We start from the raw sequence: 21,029 nt of genomic DNA, 5'->3' as shown, positions 1-21,029 counted from the left end.
TACTGGCCCAGCTCGATTTGGGAACGATTTTTCCTGTAGTCACTTCCCCTGTGTGGCCCGGTAGTAAACGCCGATTGTGAGGGCGGCTACGAGGAGGAGGTATCCAGTAGCCCACACCATCGCGAGAGCCGTATCTACGTCCGTTGTGAGTCCGGTATCGACCATCATACGGACGGGCCAATAGCCGGGGAATAGTTTTATCCACCATTCGGGCTCGGACTGGATGAACAGCGGATCCTGGAACAGCCCGATATCCAGCATCGGGACAATCAGCATCAGCCACATCCCGGCTAGGCGGTCGAAGACGGCCCCCACGAGCATCCCGATGAGACCATATATGACCGAGACGACGAGCATCGCTGCGACGAACCACCAGAGATGCTCAGGCTGGAAATCGATGAGCATCACACCGACTGAGACGCCGGTGACAATGAGCGTGATTGCTGTGAGGACCCCAAACCGCGCAGCGATGACCTGCCGTGCATGATAGCCAGCGACTGCCAGACGACCGTCCGTGTCCTTGGCTTCTCGCATTAGGAACAACCCGGCGAGTCCAGCGATGAGGGCGCTCGTGATCGGCGTCATAATCACGCCGTGGACCTCCGGCATCCCCCTCATCACCGTCGCCGTCTCACCGTTGACGAGCGTTCGAACCGGCATCTCGACATCTTGGGTGACTGCGAACGCTAACGTGATGAACGAGACCGGTAAGACGACCAGCAGCGCGACGAGGACGTAGTTACGCGCCTGTTCTTTGATACCGATTGAGAACGCCGTTGTCGTGCGGTTCATGCGGACCACCCACCACTGGTGCGCATCGTCACTCCGAACACTGCGGTGACGAGCACGAGCAGGACTAGCAGATAACCGCCGACGAAGGCGAGATCACCCGTCGCGTATGTGCCTTGGAACATCGCCTCCTGAAGGAGTTCCTTCGGATGATAGAGCGGGAAGTATTCCACGAACTCGGGAACGTCGGCGGCCAGCGGGCTGTCGCCACTGAGAAACGCGTCCATCATCGCGAGGAACACCACGACAAGTGACCCTTCGAACAGTCGCGGAAGGAGCGCCCCGACGAGTGCGCCGAGAAACGCATAGACGAGGCCTGCAAGGACGAGGAATACGAACGTCAAGACAGGGGCTTCCGGTGAAATCGTCAGCCAGAGCACGCCGTAGTTCACGGCAGCCACGACGACGGTGACCCCTCCGAGCGTCGCTAATCGAGTCGCAAGCAGTGTTCGGGGTGGATAGCCTGTCTGAACGAGTCGCCGATCGGCTGCACGCGCACTAATCATCTGCGCGAGGCCCATTAGGCCGGCGATGATGGCGACCCCGAATATCGCGCCGAGGAGGCGACCTAGATCGATTGGAATCGCCTCGACTGTCGGCATACTTGGCAACCCAGCCATTGCTTGTCCCCAGCCTTCGATAACGACAATCGGAAGGAGAAGTGCCAAGACGACATTCAGAGGCGTTCTTAGGAAGGTGGAGACGTTCGCCCGGATCCCGGTTCGAACCCTATTCATCGGTCTCCTCCTTCTGTTCACCGGTCGTCACTGCGGTCGCGCTCTCCTGGTCAGTCACGTCGTAGACTTGTCCGTCACGAACCTCGTATATGCGGTCGAGACGACTTTGCTCCTCGATCAGGTGTGAGATCATCGTGACAGCTGTTCCGTCGGCAGCAAGTTCCTCGGCAAGATCCCAAAACGTGAGATACGTCTCCCAGTCGAACCCGGTGTAGGGTTCGTCCAGCATGAGGACATCCGGGTCGTGCATCAGAGCGATGCTGAGATTGATTTTCTGCCGGTTCCCACCGCTGAGTTGGTCGATTCGGTAGTCAAGGTACTGCTCGAACTCGAGTTTCGATGCGAAGCGGTGTTTGGCCTCGTCGATTTCTTCGGCGGTCATTCCGTATCCGGCACCGAACAGTCGGAACGTCTCTGCGACTGTCAGGCGGTCGTAAAGCAGTGGTTCTTGCGGACACCAGCCGACCGTGCCCGTCCGTTCGATTGTTCCGCCATCTTGTTCGAGCACACCAACGAGGATGTTCATAAGCGTGGATTTTCCTGACCCGTTCGCGCCGACAATCCCGACGATTTCTCCCGTCCGAATTTTGAGGTCGGCACCGGTCAGGACAGTCACAGATCGTGTGAATGGTAGTGTCGACCCGTACGTTTTTTCGATTCCCTCCGCACGAACGAGTACCTCAGTACTGTTCCCTTCTGGCGCAGTAGTTGTGGATGCTCCCATAGCCAGCCAATTGTACACGCTTCTAATTCACCGCGATTACTCTTTCAAATCCAAAATGAGATTATCATCGAGATACTGAATAGTAGTACTTCCTTCGAATTACTCCGTGATAGCCGTGTTTTTCGGGTTTATCGAATCGAACACTCGCTCCGATAAGAAGGGTCTCCGAGTTGGCCTACAACCGAAGTCACGAAGATCTGGTAATTTCGCCGTGGCCAGCAACGACAGTCATGTCGGATTCAGTCCGGTAGCGAATCGACCAGAACTGTGGCTGACCCATCGAGAACGAGGGTTCCACTCTCCTCCTCGATTTGTGTTGTAAGTTCGTACCGGTCGGTGTCGAGAACCTCGGTGATTTCACACCGGGCCGTCAGAGAGTTATCGATACTGACTGGTCGACGAAACTCCAGGCTCTGGGAAACATATATCGTGAATCCGGGGAAACACGCGAGTGCAGCACTAATCATTCCCGATACGAGCGTTCCATGAGCGATACGGTGGCTAAACCGGGTCTTTTCAGCGAAGGTTTCGTTGAGGTGGACCGCGTTTGTATCCCCGGTCGCCTCTGCGAAATTCCTGACATCCTCGTCTGTGATCGTCTTCGAGAAGCGAACGCTATCTCCCGTGCTAAGTGAAGACGGGTCGGCAATCGAGAGATCGAACTCTCCAGCGGCTCGACCGTATGGCACCCGAGGGAGCGTCATTCCTCCCGATTCAATGAGATGCGGATGTGGCGTTTCGGTATACTTCTCAGGAACTTCCTCGAACAACGCTCGACAGTCTTCCGAGCAGAAGTGATACACGTCGTCGTCGTGTTCGATAGTCGGTTCGGCGGTTTCCTGTGAGACTTCCATCCCACAGACGGGGTCAACAGGCATTGATCTGTGATTCTACTTTTCTTGAGGCTTCTCGTGCTCTCCTTTGAACGCGGTCTCGCAGTCTTTACAACAGAACTGCTGGAGTGACCCATCAACGCGGGTAGCTAGTCCATCTTCGCCGACAGTGGTTCCACAGTGTGCGCAGGTAAGTACGGATGCAGTTCTGGTGGAATAGGCTGAGCGGGTCGCGCTCGACAGCAGTTGCACGTCGTAACTCCGCACGTCACTCAGTGGTAGACTTTGCTGTACCCAGTTTCCGATCGAAGTCCGCGGTGGTGTCGCAACAACCACGATCTCGCCTTCAGCAGTTGTGAATACGTGTTCTACGTATGGGGTCTCGAGGATCGATTCTCGAAGTGAATCTGTCTTCCCGAGTTCAGACTGGAGCCGCACCATGACGTGTATCCGGTTTTCGTACTGTGTGAGGTCGAGATCAACAGTGAACCGACGAATGACATCTTCTTGCTCCAGCTGACGGACGCGTGCTGAAACGGAGGGTGCTGAAAGATTTACTGCCTCAGCAATATTGCTATATGGCTGCCTTGCGTTCTCCGCTAAGAGACGGAGGATTTCTCGATTCGTGTCGTCAATTTCTGGTTGGGTCATCGAAAGGCGGAAAGGGGGAAGGGAATCAGGGAAACGGGGGGTGTGTGTGGGGGGAGCTACGACGCAGGTGTGGGGTGCCTCTACGACTATGACGGTTAGACGTAGTCTTCTGGTGTCGAGGTGAACGTCTCCTTGCAGCCCTCGGCACAGAAGTAGTACGTCTGACCGTCGTACTCAGCTGTAGCCGCTGCATCGCTTTCATCGACGTCCATTCCACAGACCGGATCAGTTGCCATTCGGGTTCACCCCACGTTGTACGTATGAGCCCCTAAATCAAGCAATTTGTCCTTAGCAATCCAAAGTCGAGGTACCGAGCGATTTGAGCCGTATTGCATGGTTTGTCTTTTCCGCCCTCTGAATCAAGGATCGGTAACTCACAATCCCGAACTATCCTTCGAGTGTACCAACGGATTCCTATCTGCGTCCTATATAACGGAGTATGGACCAATCCTAATCTATGGTTCCCAATCCAACTCACGACAATCACGGGCAGCGAAGGCTCCTCAGGTCAACCTACGTCTGTGGCACGTTCAAGCGTTAACGTGACGATTCGGTTCTTTCTCGCACAGTGTGCGCAGCAGTCAAGCTGCCTCTATTTCCGCAACGAAAATAACGTGTCGCAGGAACGGCAGCGCGTGGTGAGCCTCCCTTACCTGTTCGGTAGTCGCTGCGGGATCGAGATCACACGCTCCCAACAGTCGTTCAATAAGGGTCCGAAGCGGACTCGCGAGTAGCTGGAGGTACAGCGTCGTCCACTTTCGGAAGCGTCCGACGCTGTGTTTCGTGATATCCTCGACCGCTTTGACCTCAAAACTCGTCTCGTCGAGAGCGGCTTTGTATTCTTCAACAGTACCTAACGACGGCATATCCCACGCATCCGCAAATGAATCGACCAATCTCCGTTCCGTTTCAGTCACGTCAGATTGCATCACGAGATCGGAGACTACGAGAACCCCCTCGGGTTTGAGAGTATCTGCAACAGTAGCGAAAACGCGATTCCGGTCGGGGAGGTATACGAGCGCATCGATTGCCGTACACGCAGTAAACGAGTCCCTCGTGAACGGGAGTTGTGTCGCGTCACTGACGACGAACTGGGAATCGAGATGCATATCGCGTGCGTTCTCGGTTGCCATCTGGACGTTGTACGGAACTAGGTCGATACCAGTAACGTGGAAGCCGAACCGATCGGCGAGGTGGAGGGCTGGACCCCCCCGACCGCAGCCGACATCCAGAAGTTGTACTCCGTCTGTTGCGGGTAGGTACGCCGCGACCATTGAGCCGACTTCCGTGACGAGGCGGCGCTGACTCGAGCCGACAATATGTGGCTGGTACCACTCCGAGTAGCCGAGATTGAGGAACTCGTCAGTATCGAGCAGGAGGTCGAACGCCCGCCAGATATCAGCTCGCTCGCCGCGGTAGGAGAACTGGTCGGTGATGCGCTCGCGGATTGTATTCTGATCCATCAGTCACCTACTTGAGTTTGGAAACCTCCGAGTAACAGTACTCGGACTCGTCGCAGTACGTGAGGTCGGCACATCCGCGAGGACGCTGGTAGTCGATTTCCTTGTGCCGACGGAGATACGTCACGTAGCCGTCGTCAACGCGGTCTAAGATATCGTGACAAATCCACTTCTCCCCGAACCAGGTGGTGCCCAGATTCCGGTACGGACACAGGAAGACTGTCCGTTCGACCGAATCAACCTGTGGCGTCTCGACAATCCGGACACCGACGAGACGATACGCGACTCGAAGACGGGTGACGACCGAGTCCGGTGTATTCGCGCCGAGAAAAAGCACGTGCGCGAGCACATACCCGAGATCATGGAGGAGTCGTCGAATCATCGTTCAGAGTATCGACTGCCGTCCCAAAGTATCTTGACCAGATGTATTCTGCTCAGATTTTGGTGTACACGTCGCCTGTCTTTCCGCCGCCGAGTTTGTAGACGGTGAATGTGTCGGATTTCGTTCCGCCCATTCCTGGCGATCCGGCTGGCATACCGGGCAACGCAATACCGTCAATCGGCGGCTCTTCATCGAGCATCGTCGCGATAGCCCCGGCAGGGACATGTCCTTCGACGACGTACTCGTCGAGGACGAGTGTGTGACAGCTTTGTAAATCCGATGGAATACCGTGTTGGCGTTTGAGATCCGTCACGTCCTCGGTTTCGGTTTCCCTGAGTGTCGTGTCGAGATATTCACGCAGATACGATGCATATCGTCCACAACAGCTACAGCCTGGTGAAGAGTATTGCTGAGCATTCGTCACTGACAGTGTTCCCTCGATATCCCACTCATCCTCACTCGATGATCCTAAACAGCCGGCGATTCCGAGTGCGACTGTCGTCGCACCGACCCGTAGTAGTCCGCGGCGAGGTACGGCCCGTTCCATATGTTCGTCACTTGGGTCGGGGGTGTTTATTGTACGTCGACCTTTCCTGCGCATTGAGAACGGATTCGGGTAGGACGGCGGTGCTGACTTTCAGTTTCAAAGAGGAAACCACAAAAGACAGCGCCTCATAGTCCTTCTTATGAGGCGAGCCCCATCGGTCGAGGGAACTGCCGTGACCGTTCTATCATGGCGTGCCCGCGATCACGGCTCGGCGTCCCGCCGGCAGCGGCGGGTGACACAGCGACTGCACTCTCGTACTGCGATCATCGCGGACTGTTTCTGCGCTGGGTCTTCGGGCTGTTGCTGTTGTTGACGAATTTCCGTCAGCGAGCGTACCGGCCACAGAGTGCCCCCATATGACCCAGAGAGATGACTCGTCACACCGACTCCGACGCATCGCTCCTCGAAACAATCGGCAACACCCCGATCGTCGAACTCGACGCGACGCCTAGCGACGTTTCCGTCTACGCGAAACTGGAGACGTTCAATCCCGGCGGCAGCGTGAAAGACCGATTCGGCAAGCACATCCTCGAACGACTCCTCGAACGCGACGATATTCCACCTGGCGGCACGATCGTCGAGCCCACAGCCGGAAACACCGGCATCGGAATGGCAATTGCCGCCGCTCGACTCGGCCTCGAGACGATCTTCGTCGTTCCCCGCGGGTTCAGCGAGGAGAAAGAACGACTGATGGCCGCGCTCGGTGCGGAGATCGTTCACGTCTCCGGTGATGCGGGGATGAGCGAAGCGGCCAAAACGGCCAACGAGATAGCCGACCAACATGAGGATGCTGTCGTTCCGCAGCAGTTTTCGACGCCGTTGAATGTAGAGGCCCACTACGAGACGACGGGCCAGGAAATCCTCGATACGCTCGGCGAGCACGTCGGCGCAATCGTTGCGGGCGTCGGTTCCGGCGGGACGCTGATGGGAATCACTCGGGCCGTGCGCGAGCGTGTCCCCGACGTCCACGTCGTAGCCGTCGAACCGGAGGGCTCGACGTTTGGCGAACTCCTGAACCGAGAACGCGAAGAGACACCATACAAGACCGAAGGCATCGGCACACACGACCCGGACGTGACCGAACTGTTAGATCCAGATGCGATCGACGACATTCGGACGGTTAGCGACCGGGACGCACATGCCGAAGTGAACCGACTCGCCGCTGAGGAGGGGCATCTCGTCGGCTCCAGTTCGGGTGCGGCGAGCGTCGCTGCACGCGAGGTCGCCGAGGAGGCCGCGGCTGATGAACTCGAACTCCCAGCACCGGCTGTCGTTACGGTGTTTCCCGATGGCAGCGAACGGTACCTCTCGAAGCACATCTACGGTTCTTTCGAGACCTGGGAGGGGAAAGCATGAGCGACGACCAGCGGGACGAGACGCACGACGCTGGCCGGTTCGACACGCGGGCGATCCACGCAGGCCAGCGTCCGGACCGGGATACCGGGGCAGTCATGACGCCCATCTACGCCTCCTCGACGTTCGCCCAGGACGCGCCCGGCGATCACCGTGGCTACGAGTACTCACGGACCGACAACCCGACGCGGGCAGCACTGGAAGCCAACCTCGCCAGCCTCGAAAGCGGAGCGTACGGGCGGGCGTTCGCCAGCGGGATGGCCGCGATCAACACTGTCCTGAATCTGCTCGAAGCAGGCGATCACGTCGTGGTCGGCGAAGACGTCTACGGCGGGACCCATCGGCTATTCACGCAGGTCTACGAGGATTACGACCTCGCGTTCGACTTCGTCGACACGACCGACCGCGACGCAGTCGCAGAGGCAGTCACCCCGGTGACGGAACTCGTGTGGCTCGAGACGCCCACGAATCCACTTATGCAGGTCGTCGATATCGCGGACATCGCGGAAATTGCTCACGATCGCGGCGCTCTCTGTGCCGTGGACAACACGTTCGCAACGCCGTATCTCCAGCGCCCCCTAGAGTTGGGCGCGGATATCGTTGCTCACTCGCTGACGAAGTACCTCGGCGGCCACTCTGATGTTGTCGGCGGCGCGCTCGTAACCGACGACGAGCGTCTGGACGAGCAGTTGGGATTCTATCAGAACAGCGTGGGGGCGACGCCGGATCCGTTCGCGTGTTTCCTTATCCTCCGTGGAACGAAGACTCTCTCCGTCCGGATGGAGCGACACTGTGAGAACGCCCGCGACCTGGCGGCGTGGCTCGACGCCCATCCAGCTGTCGACCGAGTGTACTATCCAGGTTTGGATTCCCACCCGCAACACGACCTCGCCGCTACGCAGATGGACGACTTCGGGGGGATGTTGAGCTTCGAACTCGACGGCACGCTGGAGATGGCGGAGACACTTGTTTCCGCGACCGAGGTGTTCACGCTGGCGGAAAGCCTCGGGGGCGTCGAGAGTCTTATCGAACAGCCTGCAACGATGACTCACGCGTCAGTGCCTCGTGAGGTACGACAGGACGCAGGTATCACTGACGACCTTGTCCGCATAAGCGTCGGCCTCGAAGACGTTACCGACCTTCGGGCCGATCTCGAACAGGCTTTCGCAGCCGCAGAGCAGTCGTGATTTCTTAGCGGATACTGCTATTGTGGGGCTGTAGGCTTCCTCTTGTATTTCTGTGCGTCAGATATTCCTGATCTCGCACCTTTATCAAATAGGAGTGTTATATTCCAACGCTTAGGATTCCTCCGGCTTGAGCCGGAGGAGGATATCAAGGCGAGTTATCCAAAATAAAAGTCTCGAACCCTCACCTTGGAGACTGTTCACGCGGTTTCGATTCTTAACAGAAAACGCGGTAAATCGTCGTTACGTATAGATATATATGAGCGCCACCACCCGTCTAGAAGTTCGAGAAGGTCCGGATATCAACCTGTACGACCAGATACTCATTCCACTCCACGAAACTGACGTCGTGGACTCAGTGGTCCAATACAGTCTATCACTTGCAAAAGCATATGATGCGGCCCTCCACGTACTATTTATTCAAGATGAGGACCGCACAGAACTGGAATCCGAACAAGTCACTAATCAAGCAGAGTGGGACGCAGCAGCGGTAATTGAACCCGTGGTGGATCAGGCCCACTCGTTCGGACTCAATGTGATACCAGCAGTAGATAGTGGGCGCCCTCCAAGTGTTATTCAGCAGTACGCTGAAGAGAATGATATTGATTTACTTGTACACCAGAAATCTGAACAAAGTGGATTAGCACGAGTTCTTCGGAGAGACGTCTCAAGTCATATTATTCAAAATGTTCCTCTTCCTGTCTTGACGATACCTGATAAGGACACTTCTGATCCGATTGGGGGTTCATTTACCAGCCAGTTCACCGATATTCTCGTGCCTACGGATGGGTATGATGAGGCGTCTGTTGCGTTCAAACATGGACTACAAATTGCCAAACGGCATAATGCGACCCTACATGGACTTCTTGTTATTGACGAACAGTCCTATGTGAGTCGCCCTGGATTCACGTGGGGAGAGGTTACTGACGCTTGGGAACAGCGGGGAAATAGACTCTTAGATGACATTGCGGAGAAGGCAGCAACCTTGGACGTTCCTGTCCGAACTACGTTGAGTTATGGTCGACCTCAGCAGGAGATCCTCGAATATACAGAGGTGAATACCATCGACCTTGTTGCAATGGGGACACGAGGATTGACTGGCATTCACCGACTATTACAGGAGAGTGTTTCAGATCGAGTGATCGAAAAAGCAGATTGCCCTGTGTTGACGATTAACCGCCCGACAGCGGAATTGAAAAAGCATCCGTACACGTTTCTTCGGAAGTCCAACCAGAAAAGAAAGTCAATCAATTAACTCCCACTGGTTGGTCATTCCCCCATAGACACGGTTTAAAACTCGTCGTCTCGAGAAGATACAAACGAATAAACCAGGGTGGCGAAGGAGACGCAGTAGAACTGTGCTCGGAGACCGGTCAACGTTTTCAATATCGATCCCGGCAGCGGCACGAATTGCTGCTCCCAGAACCTTCGAATTTCGAGTTTCAAGAAAATATCTCACAACAGTGGCGAATACATACTCCGTTTTCATCCTCTGATATAAGCTGTCGGGATACTTGTGCAACTGGCCGTTTTTAGCCAGCTCTGCGGCCAAATATCCTGATTCAACGGCCTGTGAAATTCCTTTTCCAGTGAGTCGGTTTGCGATCCCCGCAGCATCACCAACCCGTACGACGGAATGCTCCGGTAGATAGGTTCTGTCGGGATCGAGACTGGGTCCCTCCGGGATGATGGCGACGTTCGTCTGTTCTTGCGACGGGATCGGCCACCCATTCCGCTCACACGCTTCTCTAAAAGCATTCATATAATCACGAGGCCGATCACTGACCGTCCAGCCGATACCAACGTTGGCTCGTTGCGATGTCTTCGGGAATGCCCACGAGTACCCGGTATAGTTCTCTAGAACAATCCGGCTGTTCGGGTATAGCTCGGTAAAGTCTCCTTCAACGTCACTGTTGAGCGCAACCATATATCCTGAATACTCGTCAGTTGTTCCGAGCGCTTTGCTAGATAGTGATGGCTGACCGGTTGCATCAACGACAAGATCATACTCTTCAGTGAACTCGTGGAAATCTGCCCGGGTGATTGACTGGTTTTCATGAATGCTAACACCGTTCTCTGAGAGTTGTTCTGCCCACGACTGCTCAACGGTATTTCGGTCCGTTATATATGTATCCGAAGCGGGAAAAGTGCCGGTTCCAATGCGTCGGCGATCGGCGTCGATTCCGTCATACACCTCCACTTCCATCGCTGGCAGCGGATTGAGAAAGCCGTTCTCTACAGTCGGCTCGAGCGGGATCTTTGATACTACTGTCATCGCTTCTCCGCAATTAACGCGTTTGCTCTCGTAGGACTGGCGCTCATACAGTTCGACGTCGAATCCAGCGTCGTCAAATCCTGCTGCTGCTGCAAGTCCGGCCATTCCCCCTCCTATTATCGCAGTTCTGGATGATTGGGTCATTGGTTAGGTCCTGATCGTGATTCGTTGAGAAACCGACGCCACTGTCCAATATGGGGAACGAACATCGGAACGTCTTGTTTATATGTCCGGTAGCGATCTCCAAACTGGGCGGACATTTCGTGTTCCTCTTTTCGTGCTAACCATGTGAACGTCAGAACAATAACAGGAAATAAACCGACCGAAAATATTGTTGGCCAGTGAATAATTCCTTCACCGAAAAGAGCAATGAACAAGCCAGTGTATTGTGGGTGTCGTACTACGCTGTATAGGCTATTAGTAACCAGCTGATCATCTTGTCGCGCCTGATGGACTTGCCTCCATCCTTGAATGAAGACGCCAATTCCAACGAATGCCAGCCCATATCCCAGTGTCATAGAGATAATCATACCGGTCTCACCTACGCCAACCAATGTAGACCAGAGATTTGCGCTGACATACTCGCGATCTAGGCCAGAGTAGCGAATCAGTAGGTAAATTGTCAATGGGAAGCCAAACATTTCAGCGTACAACGCGATTACGAAGGCCTGTACAACTCCAGCACCAGCCCATTCCCGCCAATTTTGCGGTGCGAAATAGCGATAGAATACCCACGAAACTAGCACGATAACGATCAACGCGATTGCCCACCCTCCAGAATGGGCAATCGTCCCGTTCCAGTTCGGTATATTATGAATCATATATTTTGAAAATTACCAACGCATCGTTGCCGCCTTTGTGACATCGAGACCCTTGAAATTCCGATACAGGACAAGAATGATTCCAAGTCCGACGGCAACCTCCGCAGCAGCGAGGGCTATGACAAAGAGGCTGAACGTTTGCCCTGTGAGATTCCCCCATTGATATGAGAAGGCAACAAAATTTATGTTAGCTGCATTAAGCATTAGTTCGACGGACATCAAGAACATTAACGCGTTTCGCCGGGTCAAAATCCCAAATAATCCGATACTGAACAGTCCTGCCGACAGTAATAGGTAGTATTGAACTGGAATCATTAGTACATCACCCACATTATGTCTCGAACTGCTTTCCACCGACGGGAGGCCAACTGCTGGTTCTGGGCCACCATACCTCGAGATCGCCCCCGTTTGAAAGGACCTGCTTCATTTTGGAAAGAGAGCAATTTAGTCATCGTTGCTAGCACCTCGAGATTGAACTTCAGACGTTGGTCCCTTTCGTGTGAGCATCACAGCGAAACTGATCAGGATGAGTACACCGCCGACGTACACGAGGACCTGCATTGCAGCGACAAACTCAGCCTGGAGCATCACGTAATGTACTGCAATACTCAGAAGTGTTATCCCCATTAGTAACGCGGAGTGCCACATATCCTCAACGAGAACCATCGCAAGGGCACTTCCGAGAGTGACCAATGCGAAAAACACGAACACAAGCAGTTCGAGATGTTGGGTCATCTATCACCACCCCAGCAATTGCTATATTGACGCGACCACTTTGGCTGAGATTCTTTGGGTGCCATCATTTGTTTATCAGGTCTAACTCCTGTAATTCCGATTCTACAGTCTCGAATGCCAGCTCAGCTTCCCCAATACTGGTTGCCCCCGTGACCACTGCCTTTCCGCTTCCAAACAGTAATATTACGACGTCTGGTGTCTCTAGTCGGTAAACAAGACCAGGAAACTGTTCCGGCTCGTATTCAATATTCTTCAGCCCGATTCCAATTGCGATAGCGTTTAAATTCAGTCGATGATCGAGATCCCCACTTGAAACTATATTCTGGATTTGTACTTCACGGCTACTCTCGATAGTGATTCCGAGTGTTTGTAATTCGTTGAAAACGACTTCTAGCGCCTTATTAACGTCTCTAACACTTTTTGCACCAGTACAGACAGCTTTCCCGGAACGGAAAATAAGCGTGGCTGCTTTGGGTGATTGGGTGCGGAAGATCAGCCCCGGGAAGGACTCTGGCCGATATTCTGTAGTGGGAAGATCGTCGGCTAACTGCTCTAGCTTCAGTTCCTGACTTAGTTCGGTTGAAGCTACCACGTTCTGGATTTCGAGCGTTTCTTTCGATTCAGACATGGTTTTTTGACTTGTCACAGTAGCTTCTACTCCCCTCACTAAGCTCACTCAATCCTCGACAGGACGTGCTCGAGTCAGGTGCGATTCTACTCAACACCATAATCACCACCGTATTTCATGAAGACGTAAGTCAATCCGAGCGTGCTCACCATTGCACCGAATGTTGCGATACCAAGGGTTTTTGCGCTGTCCGGCACCTGCGGTGCTGGTTGTCCACCACCACTCTCACCACCACCACTTGCGGTGCCAGTAAACGGGTACGCAATCGACCCTTGATCAACGACCGTTTGACTGTCTGGCACTTGTCCGCTCGGAGGGGTGTTTGGAATCTCACTTTCCGTAGCCGGACCGCCAGGACTACCGACGACAATGCGACCGACCTGTCCTAACGAGACGTGTGCAGAACAGTTGTAATCGTACGTTCCCTCAACATCAAATGTGTGTTCGAATGTTTCCCCTTCTTGTAGTAATCCGCTGTCCCAAGCCTCTGCATCACTCGGGATGCGATCTTCGTAGGCTGTCGAGGAATGCGGTGCTCCCGCACCAATTTCAAACGTGACTGTTTCACCGGGTTCAACATACAGACCAACCGGGTCGATGAAGAAGTTTCCACCGTCCATCGTGATCTGGACCGTGTTTGCTTCTTGTGCGGTGGTCGGTTGTGCGAGGGTGCTTGCTGCTGCGACCCCTCCTGCTGTTTGTAGAAATGTTCGACGGTTCATTATTCTATCCTGATGGGTTTTATAATTAGGCTATTGGTGGCGGCTTCGGGAAGGCAATCCATTCGTAGAGCGCGTTGTGGCGTCAATAACGGCTTTTCTGGCTTGGGTTGGCCACCAGCAGAGTGGATGGGCATTATTACATCAATATACGTGCTTCCTGTTCATTCGGATTTCTGTTAGGAAATATCAGACTCAGAGGGCGTGGTCTTTCGATAGTTCGGCTATGATATCGGACAATCAGTGGAGTCGAATGATGTGTGAGAAGCGGAACAACGAAAAAATCCAATTTGCCTTCATCTGGCCTGTTGGTGTCAGGTTCCGTTGGTATGGAAGCTTCAATCCGAAAGGTTCCCCCTATATGAATACGCTGTCAGAAAATCAACTTTCACCCATTTGGGGCGTTTTGAAGTTACTATCAAAACCTGAGCTCGCACGTCGCCGATGAGGGGGAACAGATTTGAAGTTAGCTGGAGCAGGTAGACATATGCTCAGCTCGTCAGGCGGCGCTGTTTCGATGGGAGTAATTCTCGTGAGTACTGTGTATATTGCGGTGAGAACACCCGCAATCTGGCACCGGTACAGGGGAGAATATGGTCGACTACTCGTTAGTGTCCCACTCGCTGGCCTCCTGTTCGGGCTCGCTCATCTCGGGATGCTCACGCCGCTCTCGCATAGCCTGTTTGCCACGATTGAAACAGGGGCTATTCTCGGTATAGCAGCAGTAATCGGCAGACTCGGATACATTCATCCCCGACTTGGATGTTCGGGAGGAGAGCTGCGATGACCGTACTACTGCTTTCACTCCTCTCGATAGTCGTCGCTGGTTGGCTTGCGCTCTTTTGCTATGCGCTCCTCTATCGAGACGTTGTATTGGTGATTCAGCGTCCGTTCTTTTTCAGAATCGGCTTTGGAGCACTCTGGGCCGTAGTGGTTGGAACGAGTGCAGTACTGGTTGACTGGGCTCCGACGCATCTGGTTCACGCAGTCTTTGCTGTTTCGGTAGCGGCAGCGGTCCACGCCGTTCAGGGTGGTCTCCACCCGGATACCGAAGCGTGGTTCTACTCGCTCTTCTAAATCTGAGCAGCAACTCGTTTGAGTCGCGGTTCCGCATCAGATTTGTTTTGGCCCCAATGACAAGTAGCCTAAATGAATCGATCGAGGATTGAGACGATGAGCGAGAACTGAGCATGGCAAGTTCCGGGAGCTCACTCGAAAATGCATCGTGCATTACCTAACGCAGGCGGCGAGTTAGGGCTCGCCGCTTGCCCCTTTTTTAGGACGTATCTAGGAGAGGCATCGATATAGTTACTTACCCAAGAGAAAATACAATATATCTAACTATTCACACAACATCGGCGGCTACAGCTACTGCATATTCTGACCCCGAGACTACGCTGTTGACGCCGTCAAACCGTGAGAAAGCAACCTCATCCCACTCCCGTCTTGTGATACAACAGGGGAAGTCTCGTTCAAGTATACATTTCCAAAAAAGCGAACGGCGCAGGTACGCAAGGCGAGGGAACGGAGTAGTTTCTTACCCCCGCAGCAAGGTCCGCTTGATGGCTTGAACGAAACCTGAGTTATGTGATCTGGTGATGGTCGTTGCTAAAGAGTAGAACAGTACTGAGCGCAACAATCACAAGTCCAACAATCTGCTCAATATGGATGGGGACGACGTCGTGGTGGGTGAAAAGTGGATGCGTTCCAACGACTAGTAGCCCAGCGAGTAATAGAGAGGTTAAGAAACCCGGACGACGCCACTTGCGGCTGGGTGACGGCATCCTTCGGGCGATATAGCTCTGTATTCGTCCGCGAGTGTTCTTAACCATGTATCTTAACACGGCCCATCCCTCTGGGATCGTATATAGAGCTCCGATCTGATCAGGCCGTTCGACGGTCTTGTCGGGGTCTGTGAGCGTCCGAACGGCCGGGACCAACATACTCTCTGCCGTGGAGTACACCTCCTTTTTGATTTCCTGCCATGTATTCATTCCACTGATGTCAATACGCTTTAGCGCAGCAATCTCACCGCCATCAAGTGTTTCGTTAAGCCGCTGTACCGTCACCCCCATCTCGTCTTCATCATTGAGAAACTCCCAGAAACCACCAGGCTGACCGCGATACTTGCGGATGTCTCCAGGATGGTAGCTGAGAACGCCGTACTTTGGTGCTGTAAGTATTCGTCCCTTTATCATCCCGAAGCCGAACCGCACGACGATGTCGACGTTTTCGATGTGGTCTACGGTTTCCTCCGGGAGTGTGTTCCAAAACTCACCATCAGGTTGAGGCGAGCAGGTGAGTCGTTCAGCGTTCGAGAGCCCTTCGATTGAGTCGATGTGGACGGGTCGTTTATAATCGGGGGTTGGCGTTAGAAGTCGGGCAACACCAACAAGCGACCAGAGTGGATATGCGCGGATTTGTTCGAGTGCATTCCAGGTGAACGTCATCCACTCCCATCTGTAGTCGGGAGCCTTCTTCCGATCGTTAATTACGATATGAGTTATATCGATATCTGGTTCCGATACAAGCGTAGCTAACGCGTTCCGTTGCCACTTCTCGATATACTCGTCACTGACAAGGACAGCGACTTCAAGTTTCGAATTGGTCCCTGCAATCATGTTCTATTTAGTCCAGCGTCCAATTGTGAACGTCTTACCTGAGTCTGAATACGGTGGTTTATGCTAACCCTGGGGGTGGAAGCAATCGTTCCGTCGGTATAGAAAATGACACCATCGTCAATAAAACCCAGCAGCCATCTATCGCCAGCCATTGGTCGCGATTTAATGATTTCAGAGATTGGTGTGGAGTATCCATTGGTAACTTCCTGTAGTCTTTCGATGATGGAACTTGCCGTGTTTAGTGTTGTTCTTGTCGTAACGATCGCCGTTCTTGGACTCGAACTGCTCTACTTTGAGTGGGAAACTATTCAGTCCAAGGCTGATTCATACGATGAAAATGAGCGGTCACGCTCGAAGCGTTAAATACCTCCGGCGATAGGTCTGAGTGTGCTCTTCTGGGTCCACGCTGCAGTTGCCTATCTCGCGTACCGAGGTGTTCTCGCCGTTGGTTCTACTGACCGACCTCGCGATATCGATGTTTTGGCAGTCGTGGGGGCTGCATTACTCCCTGATATCGTCGATAAGCCGCTTTCCTTCGTGGTAACATCGCTACCGAGCCGCTCTGTCGCACACTCATTCTTCATGGTGGCTCTCGTTAGCCTGGTGATTCTCTACGTCACACGCCGAGCAAATCGGTGGAAATTCGGGGCCGCGTCTGTCTTCGGATATCTCTCACATATCGGTGCAGACCTCGTCGACTCACAGATTATTCATGAAGAACCGGTCGTGTTTGTCTACTGGCCGCTGATTACGGACTACCATCATATCGATTCAATCGGAGGATTACTAGCGTTGGTTAGACCGACACCATATGTCATCCTCCAGATGTTGCTCACCGTCCTTGGCGTTGGGTTGTGGGTTTACGACGGGAAACCAGGTCTGCCTTCCAACCAGGCTGAAAGCCGATAAAATCGTGGAATTTCTGCTCTCGTCTATCGGGTATCTTCGCGAGTCTCGAATCACTCTACAATTACATTTCCGATCATCCCATTCTCCTCGTGTGGAAGGCAGAAATATCGATACGTCCCAGAAACCTCGAATGTATATTGGTACGTTTCGCCCCGCTCGAGAAATCCGCGTGCCGATGTACTTTGACGGACAGCCTGTTCCGATTCGTAGTCTCCACTGGCGAAATACGCCGCTCCCTCTGGAAGTGATTGCTTGTAGGCTGACGTCGTGTGAGGAACGTTACTGTCGTTTTCCCACGTGACGGTCTCTCCGGATTCGATTGTTACTTCTGCTGGGTCGAACCGTAGGTCACTGGTCATCGTCACAGTCGGTCCTGAGGAACCGCTGCGTCCGCCGAGACATCCCGAGAGGGCTACCATTCCTCCCCCGATAGCTAGGCCACTTCGACGGAGCACAGTGCGTCTGGAGAGTGCGTTCAGTGCCATGAGTCGCTTCTAGAACGCAGTACCCTGTGTGACTGTATAATATGCTATGCCGAACTGTACAGCATTGTACGCCCCGTGAATGAGGGCTGGGACAGCGAGGTTATCCGTGAGTTCGTATGCCACCCCGAGCACGAGTGCAAGGGTGAAGACCACACCGATGTACACGAATTTCCCGTTTCCTTGAAGGGAGAAGACGTGTACCATCGCAAAGATGAGGCTGGCCAAGATGATTGCCCGAGCCGGGTGGAAGGATTCTCGCAACGTCCCCTGGATGACCCCTCGGTGCAGAAGTTCTTCACCGGGACCGACCAACAGGAACGAGAGTGGGATCAGTACCAGGAAGACAGCTGGGGCTTCTTGGCCGACCTCGATGATCTGATTGGTGGCCTGCTCGAATCCGAGATACGCGATAATCGCTGAGAGCGCGCGAACCGTAATCAGTAGCGAGATGAGTCCTCCGATGAACCATCCGATATCTCGTCGTGTCGGAATACGTAGTTGAATGAAGCCTACACCTCGTTCGCTGATCCGTAAATAGATGAGCGCGACGCCTCCGAACGCCACCCCCTGGAGTAATACCGTGCTCAGGCCGAGACGCAACGCTGGTCGATTCTGGAGCTGAACTCCGACCAGAGAGAGCAACTGTGACACGACCGTTAGGAGCAGCGCTCCAGCTACGAGACTCCCGAATCCGATCCCGATGGTTACTCCCACGGCACGGAGCCGTTCTTGCAGTGTCGTCATGACTCACCCCCTCCGTCAGGTCTGTCGTTTGGTGGGTCGCCTCCAAGCGGGGCGGGAGACCGTTGAACTTCGACTTTCTTCACCCGTGTGGCGAGGGCCAGGAACGTCGCCGCGAGTGTAAGCGTGACTGCTGCCGCTGCGGCGAGATCGTGGGCTCGTAGTGAATGGTCAAGTGTCGTGCCGACGAGTTCGGCCCGAAGAAACGTGTGATGGAACTCTCCGACGAGGGGCGCAAAGTAGTCCACGACGTCGTTAAGTCCGTACCAAACGGTGGCGACAGCGACCGCACCGACCGGAAATTCGGCATAGCGATAGATCAGGAACGACTGCAGACTCATCGCAAGATGGCTCACAATGAGGAACCAGTAGAGCCAGGGTTCGATGCCGCCCGCCCCATTGAGAAACAGCTGGACGAACGGCGTCCAGAGGCCGAGCTTGATGTTTCCGAAGAAGGCGAGCATGTGGAGCCATTCGACATCGTAGTCCAATTTCCACGCGGCAAGGCTGAGCGCGATGAACAGCGTCGCTCCGGGACTATCGGGAACGAACGGCCACATCACGAGTGGGGTCTGTGCGAACTGGAAGCGATAGTACCAGAATCCGAACGCGGTCCCCGCGAGATTGATCGCCACTATAACCCACGCGTAGTGGAGTGCGAGGTCCTCGAGACGCTGTGGGAGTGGTGCTACGTAGGCAGGTAGACGAGCTGACCGTGTTGGAGATGACATAACGTTCACATCCCGGAATCGTCTGTGCTTCGATTCGTCATAATGAGCCCGCTGATGAGCATCAGGAATGCCAGGGCGACCATCCCGAGATCCCATCCCATTCCTGCGGTCATCGTCGAACCCATGCTTCCCTCCATACCACCGTTTATCCCTGATTCCATACCGCCGCTCATTCCCATCCCCCAGTTTGAGCTTCCGGTGATTCCTACCAGAACCTGATTAAGCAACATTAGCAGCGAATAAGCGATCATTAGCGGACCGCTCGCAGTTCCTAGTCGGTCTGCGTAGGGCGTCAGCAACACAACACCATGAACAACGACAACCACACCGAGGATCGCCATCAAGAGGCCACTATTCGAACTCATCATCCCGCTACTGCCAGTCACCGAGAGTAGCGAATAGAGTCCCGAAACTAGGGCGATTGCCGCACCGTACTGCCGTGTCGTAGTGTTCGTATTCATCGAGTCCATTGTTAGACCCCGAGCATCATCCGAAGTGACCCGCGTACACCCATCGGGAGCCCGATCGCCCCGATGAAGAACGTCATAAGCCACCACCACGTGTGATTCATCTCGTCTTTCGCATCAGCGAGATACCATACGATGCCGACAGTCACGACGAGCTTAAGGACGAACGTCGATCCGGAGAATCCAGTCGCCTGGTACACGAGATTCGTGACGACCAGCTTGGGAGAGTAGCCGAGGAACGTCACACCGATGAGATTCTGCGCCCCGTCCCACACCTGGCCAAAGACGGCCAGCAGAATTAGCGGGTTTCGAAGGTGTGCGACATTAGCGAAACTCGCACCCCAGTAGTAGAGTGCGGTCACGCCGAGAGCAATCCCCGTCGTCGCGACAGGAACCCACAGGCGGAGCGGGGTCGACGTCGAGAGACCGTGCCAAACTGCCCACCCGACGGCACCGACAGCCCACACCGACCCGACAAGCCCGACTGTTAGCGGGATCGAAGCGACATCCATGTCACGCACGAGTGCACCGACGCCGAGCGCGAGGACGGTAACGGCTGTGACGACGAAGTAAATCGACGGCGTGATGAACCACACTGCGTAGTCCCCGAGCAGGCCAATGTCTTCGAGGGCGCGCATCGCCCCGCCGGCGATAATGATCGGAGCGAATCCGTAAGCCAGGCGTGCGTCGAACGTGACATCGAGCTGGTCGAGATATGCCCGTAGTCCAGGGAGGCTGTACACGACCGCCGCGAGATAGGTCACCGTATTTACAGCGTTGTATCCCCGGACAGCACGAATTCCCTCGTGCGTGACTGGCTGACTAGCCGCATCGGCGATGACTGGCTCCCAGAGGTACTGCCAGATGAACCGGTCGTAGACCAGCGTGGGGAATACGAGGAGGCCCGCCCCGACAAGGACGAGCGGGGCGAGCAGATACAGTGTCCACCATTCACGTGTGCCGGTCTCCGGCAGGGCAGTCTCTACGCGTCGCGTGACAGTACTCACGACTCGTTCACCTCCAAGCGCCACGTTGTACTCTTTGAGCGCCCCCATTGTTCGAGTGAAACAGATGAGAGGTCGTCTTGGAGCTGGCTGAGATACTGTGCGACAGCTTTGGGCGAGCCATCGATGTCACTGGCGATCTCACGAGCCCGAAGGTATGTCGGTTCTGTACTGGCCGTTTCGACGAGATACCTCCGGACGGTTTTGCGGGAAATATTCGACATTGATATAGA

27 protein-coding genes are annotated in these 21,029 nt (G+C 54.4%); 5 read left to right on the top strand and 22 right to left on the bottom strand.

Annotation, left to right across the window (positions count from 1 at the left end):
• Positions 1-39 precede the first annotated feature (39 nt).
• From ACQUSQ_RS13335 to ACQUSQ_RS13295, 9 genes are all read right to left on the bottom strand, one after another.
• Positions 40-792 carry an ABC transporter permease gene (locus ACQUSQ_RS13335; protein WP_435069789.1) on the bottom strand — a complete coding sequence of 251 codons (753 nt, stop codon included), beginning with the start codon at positions 790-792 and terminating at the stop codon, positions 40-42.
• Positions 789-1,526, bottom strand: a complete 738-nt coding sequence (locus ACQUSQ_RS13330; RefSeq protein ID WP_435069787.1) for an ABC transporter permease — start codon at positions 1,524-1,526, stop codon at positions 789-791. The genes ACQUSQ_RS13335 and ACQUSQ_RS13330 overlap by 4 nt, the downstream gene beginning before the upstream one ends.
• Positions 1,519-2,142, bottom strand: a complete 624-nt coding sequence (locus tag ACQUSQ_RS13325) for an ATP-binding cassette domain-containing protein (RefSeq protein WP_435069785.1) — start codon at positions 2,140-2,142, stop codon at positions 1,519-1,521. Before ACQUSQ_RS13325 ends, ACQUSQ_RS13330 begins: the two co-directional genes overlap by 8 nt.
• Before the next feature lie 347 nt (positions 2,143-2,489).
• Positions 2,490-3,128 carry a MaoC/PaaZ C-terminal domain-containing protein gene (locus ACQUSQ_RS13320; protein WP_435069783.1) on the bottom strand — a complete coding sequence of 213 codons (639 nt, stop codon included), beginning with the start codon at positions 3,126-3,128 and terminating at the stop codon, positions 2,490-2,492.
• A gap of 12 nt (positions 3,129-3,140) precedes the next feature.
• A complete protein-coding gene (locus ACQUSQ_RS13315; protein ID WP_435069781.1) occupies positions 3,141-3,734 on the bottom strand; it encodes an AsnC family transcriptional regulator in 594 nt (197 codons plus the stop codon).
• Positions 3,735-3,829: 95 nt separating this feature from the next.
• A complete protein-coding gene (locus ACQUSQ_RS13310) occupies positions 3,830-3,970 on the bottom strand; it encodes a YHS domain-containing protein (protein WP_435069779.1) in 141 nt (46 codons plus the stop codon).
• Between the two features lie 345 nt (positions 3,971-4,315).
• Complete coding sequence (locus ACQUSQ_RS13305; protein ID WP_435069778.1) at positions 4,316-5,197, bottom strand: class I SAM-dependent methyltransferase; 882 nt, start codon at positions 5,195-5,197, stop codon at positions 4,316-4,318.
• A 7-nt stretch (positions 5,198-5,204) separates the two neighbouring features.
• The gene (locus ACQUSQ_RS13300; RefSeq protein ID WP_435069776.1) at positions 5,205-5,576 is read right to left on the bottom strand and encodes a hypothetical protein; all 372 of its coding nucleotides are present in this window, start codon (positions 5,574-5,576) and stop codon (positions 5,205-5,207) included.
• Between the two features lie 52 nt (positions 5,577-5,628).
• A complete protein-coding gene (locus ACQUSQ_RS13295; protein WP_435069774.1) occupies positions 5,629-6,123 on the bottom strand; it encodes a DUF411 domain-containing protein in 495 nt (164 codons plus the stop codon).
• A 369-nt stretch (positions 6,124-6,492) separates the two neighbouring features.
• On the opposite strand from ACQUSQ_RS13295, the gene ACQUSQ_RS13290 reads away from it, so the two are divergent.
• From ACQUSQ_RS13290 to ACQUSQ_RS13280, 3 genes are all read left to right on the top strand, one after another.
• The gene (locus ACQUSQ_RS13290; protein ID WP_435069772.1) at positions 6,493-7,479 is read left to right on the top strand and encodes a PLP-dependent cysteine synthase family protein; all 987 of its coding nucleotides are present in this window, start codon (positions 6,493-6,495) and stop codon (positions 7,477-7,479) included.
• Positions 7,476-8,663, top strand: a complete 1,188-nt coding sequence (locus ACQUSQ_RS13285; RefSeq protein ID WP_435069770.1) for a cystathionine gamma-synthase — start codon at positions 7,476-7,478, stop codon at positions 8,661-8,663. Before ACQUSQ_RS13290 ends, ACQUSQ_RS13285 begins: the two co-directional genes overlap by 4 nt.
• A 256-nt stretch (positions 8,664-8,919) precedes the next feature.
• Positions 8,920-9,915 (top strand): universal stress protein, encoded by a 996-nt coding sequence (locus tag ACQUSQ_RS13280; protein WP_435069768.1) that lies wholly within the window; start codon positions 8,920-8,922, stop codon positions 9,913-9,915.
• Here ACQUSQ_RS13280 and ACQUSQ_RS13275 read toward each other — a convergent pair.
• The 6 genes from ACQUSQ_RS13275 to ACQUSQ_RS13250 all read right to left on the bottom strand — a co-directional run bounded on the left by ACQUSQ_RS13275 (position 9,904) and on the right by ACQUSQ_RS13250 (position 13,841).
• Positions 9,904-11,079 (bottom strand): NAD(P)/FAD-dependent oxidoreductase, encoded by a 1,176-nt coding sequence (locus tag ACQUSQ_RS13275; RefSeq protein ID WP_435069765.1) that lies wholly within the window; start codon positions 11,077-11,079, stop codon positions 9,904-9,906. The two genes, ACQUSQ_RS13280 and ACQUSQ_RS13275, sit on opposite strands and share 12 nt — an antisense overlap.
• Complete coding sequence (locus tag ACQUSQ_RS13270; RefSeq protein WP_435069846.1) at positions 11,076-11,453, bottom strand: methyltransferase family protein; 378 nt, start codon at positions 11,451-11,453, stop codon at positions 11,076-11,078. Before ACQUSQ_RS13270 ends, ACQUSQ_RS13275 begins: the two co-directional genes overlap by 4 nt.
• Positions 11,454-11,768: 315 nt before the next feature.
• Complete coding sequence (gene nuoK / locus ACQUSQ_RS13265) at positions 11,769-12,071, bottom strand: NADH-quinone oxidoreductase subunit NuoK (protein ID WP_435069763.1); 303 nt, start codon at positions 12,069-12,071, stop codon at positions 11,769-11,771.
• 129 nt (positions 12,072-12,200) lie between these two features.
• Entirely contained in the window at positions 12,201-12,491 is a 291-nt protein-coding gene (locus ACQUSQ_RS13260; RefSeq protein WP_435069761.1) for an NADH-quinone oxidoreductase subunit J, read from the bottom strand.
• Between the two features lie 64 nt (positions 12,492-12,555).
• On the bottom strand, positions 12,556-13,119 hold the full coding sequence (locus tag ACQUSQ_RS13255) for a TATA-box-binding protein (protein ID WP_435069844.1): 564 nt from the start codon (positions 13,117-13,119) through the stop codon (positions 12,556-12,558).
• 86 nt (positions 13,120-13,205) lie between these two features.
• On the bottom strand, positions 13,206-13,841 hold the full coding sequence (locus tag ACQUSQ_RS13250) for a plastocyanin/azurin family copper-binding protein (protein ID WP_435069760.1): 636 nt from the start codon (positions 13,839-13,841) through the stop codon (positions 13,206-13,208).
• Positions 13,842-14,621: 780 nt separating this feature from the next.
• Here ACQUSQ_RS13250 and ACQUSQ_RS13245 point away from each other — a divergent pair.
• Positions 14,622-14,915 carry a hypothetical protein gene (locus ACQUSQ_RS13245; RefSeq protein ID WP_435069759.1) on the top strand — a complete coding sequence of 98 codons (294 nt, stop codon included), beginning with the start codon at positions 14,622-14,624 and terminating at the stop codon, positions 14,913-14,915.
• Between the two features lie 506 nt (positions 14,916-15,421).
• On the opposite strand, the gene ACQUSQ_RS13240 is transcribed toward ACQUSQ_RS13245, so the two are convergent.
• A complete protein-coding gene (locus ACQUSQ_RS13240) occupies positions 15,422-16,459 on the bottom strand; it encodes a formyltransferase family protein (protein WP_435069758.1) in 1,038 nt (345 codons plus the stop codon).
• 387 nt (positions 16,460-16,846) lie between these two features.
• Here ACQUSQ_RS13240 and ACQUSQ_RS13235 point away from each other — a divergent pair, with 387 nt between their 5' ends.
• Complete coding sequence (locus ACQUSQ_RS13235; protein WP_435069757.1) at positions 16,847-17,368, top strand: metal-dependent hydrolase; 522 nt, start codon at positions 16,847-16,849, stop codon at positions 17,366-17,368.
• A 50-nt stretch (positions 17,369-17,418) separates the two neighbouring features.
• Here ACQUSQ_RS13235 and ACQUSQ_RS13230 read toward each other — a convergent pair whose 3' ends face one another.
• The 6 genes from ACQUSQ_RS13230 to ACQUSQ_RS13205 all read right to left on the bottom strand — a co-directional run bounded on the left by ACQUSQ_RS13230 (position 17,419) and on the right by ACQUSQ_RS13205 (position 21,020).
• Positions 17,419-17,727 (bottom strand): cupredoxin domain-containing protein, encoded by a 309-nt coding sequence (locus ACQUSQ_RS13230; RefSeq protein WP_435069756.1) that lies wholly within the window; start codon positions 17,725-17,727, stop codon positions 17,419-17,421.
• A gap of 135 nt (positions 17,728-17,862) precedes the next feature.
• Positions 17,863-18,597: a CPBP family intramembrane glutamic endopeptidase gene (locus tag ACQUSQ_RS13225; protein WP_435069755.1), complete on the bottom strand. Its 735-nt coding sequence runs from the start codon at positions 18,595-18,597 to the stop codon at positions 17,863-17,865.
• A complete protein-coding gene (locus ACQUSQ_RS13220) occupies positions 18,594-19,325 on the bottom strand; it encodes a DUF1405 domain-containing protein (RefSeq protein WP_266088476.1) in 732 nt (243 codons plus the stop codon). The genes ACQUSQ_RS13225 and ACQUSQ_RS13220 overlap by 4 nt, the downstream gene beginning before the upstream one ends.
• 5 nt (positions 19,326-19,330) lie before the next feature.
• The gene (locus ACQUSQ_RS13215; RefSeq protein ID WP_266088402.1) at positions 19,331-19,795 is read right to left on the bottom strand and encodes a hypothetical protein; all 465 of its coding nucleotides are present in this window, start codon (positions 19,793-19,795) and stop codon (positions 19,331-19,333) included.
• 2 nt (positions 19,796-19,797) lie between these two features.
• The gene (locus ACQUSQ_RS13210) at positions 19,798-20,847 is read right to left on the bottom strand and encodes a DUF63 family protein (protein WP_435069753.1); all 1,050 of its coding nucleotides are present in this window, start codon (positions 20,845-20,847) and stop codon (positions 19,798-19,800) included.
• Complete coding sequence (locus tag ACQUSQ_RS13205) at positions 20,796-21,020, bottom strand: DUF7123 family protein (protein ID WP_420841102.1); 225 nt, start codon at positions 21,018-21,020, stop codon at positions 20,796-20,798. Before ACQUSQ_RS13205 ends, ACQUSQ_RS13210 begins: the two co-directional genes overlap by 52 nt.
• Positions 21,021-21,029 lie beyond the last annotated feature (9 nt).

It is taken from the genome of Haloplanus sp. C73, from assembly GCF_051195115.1.
Lineage (GTDB): Archaea > Halobacteriota > Halobacteria > Halobacteriales > Haloferacaceae > Haloplanus.
Note: the sequence above shows the minus strand (reverse complement) of the source record. Positions and strands in the feature narration are given on the sequence as shown.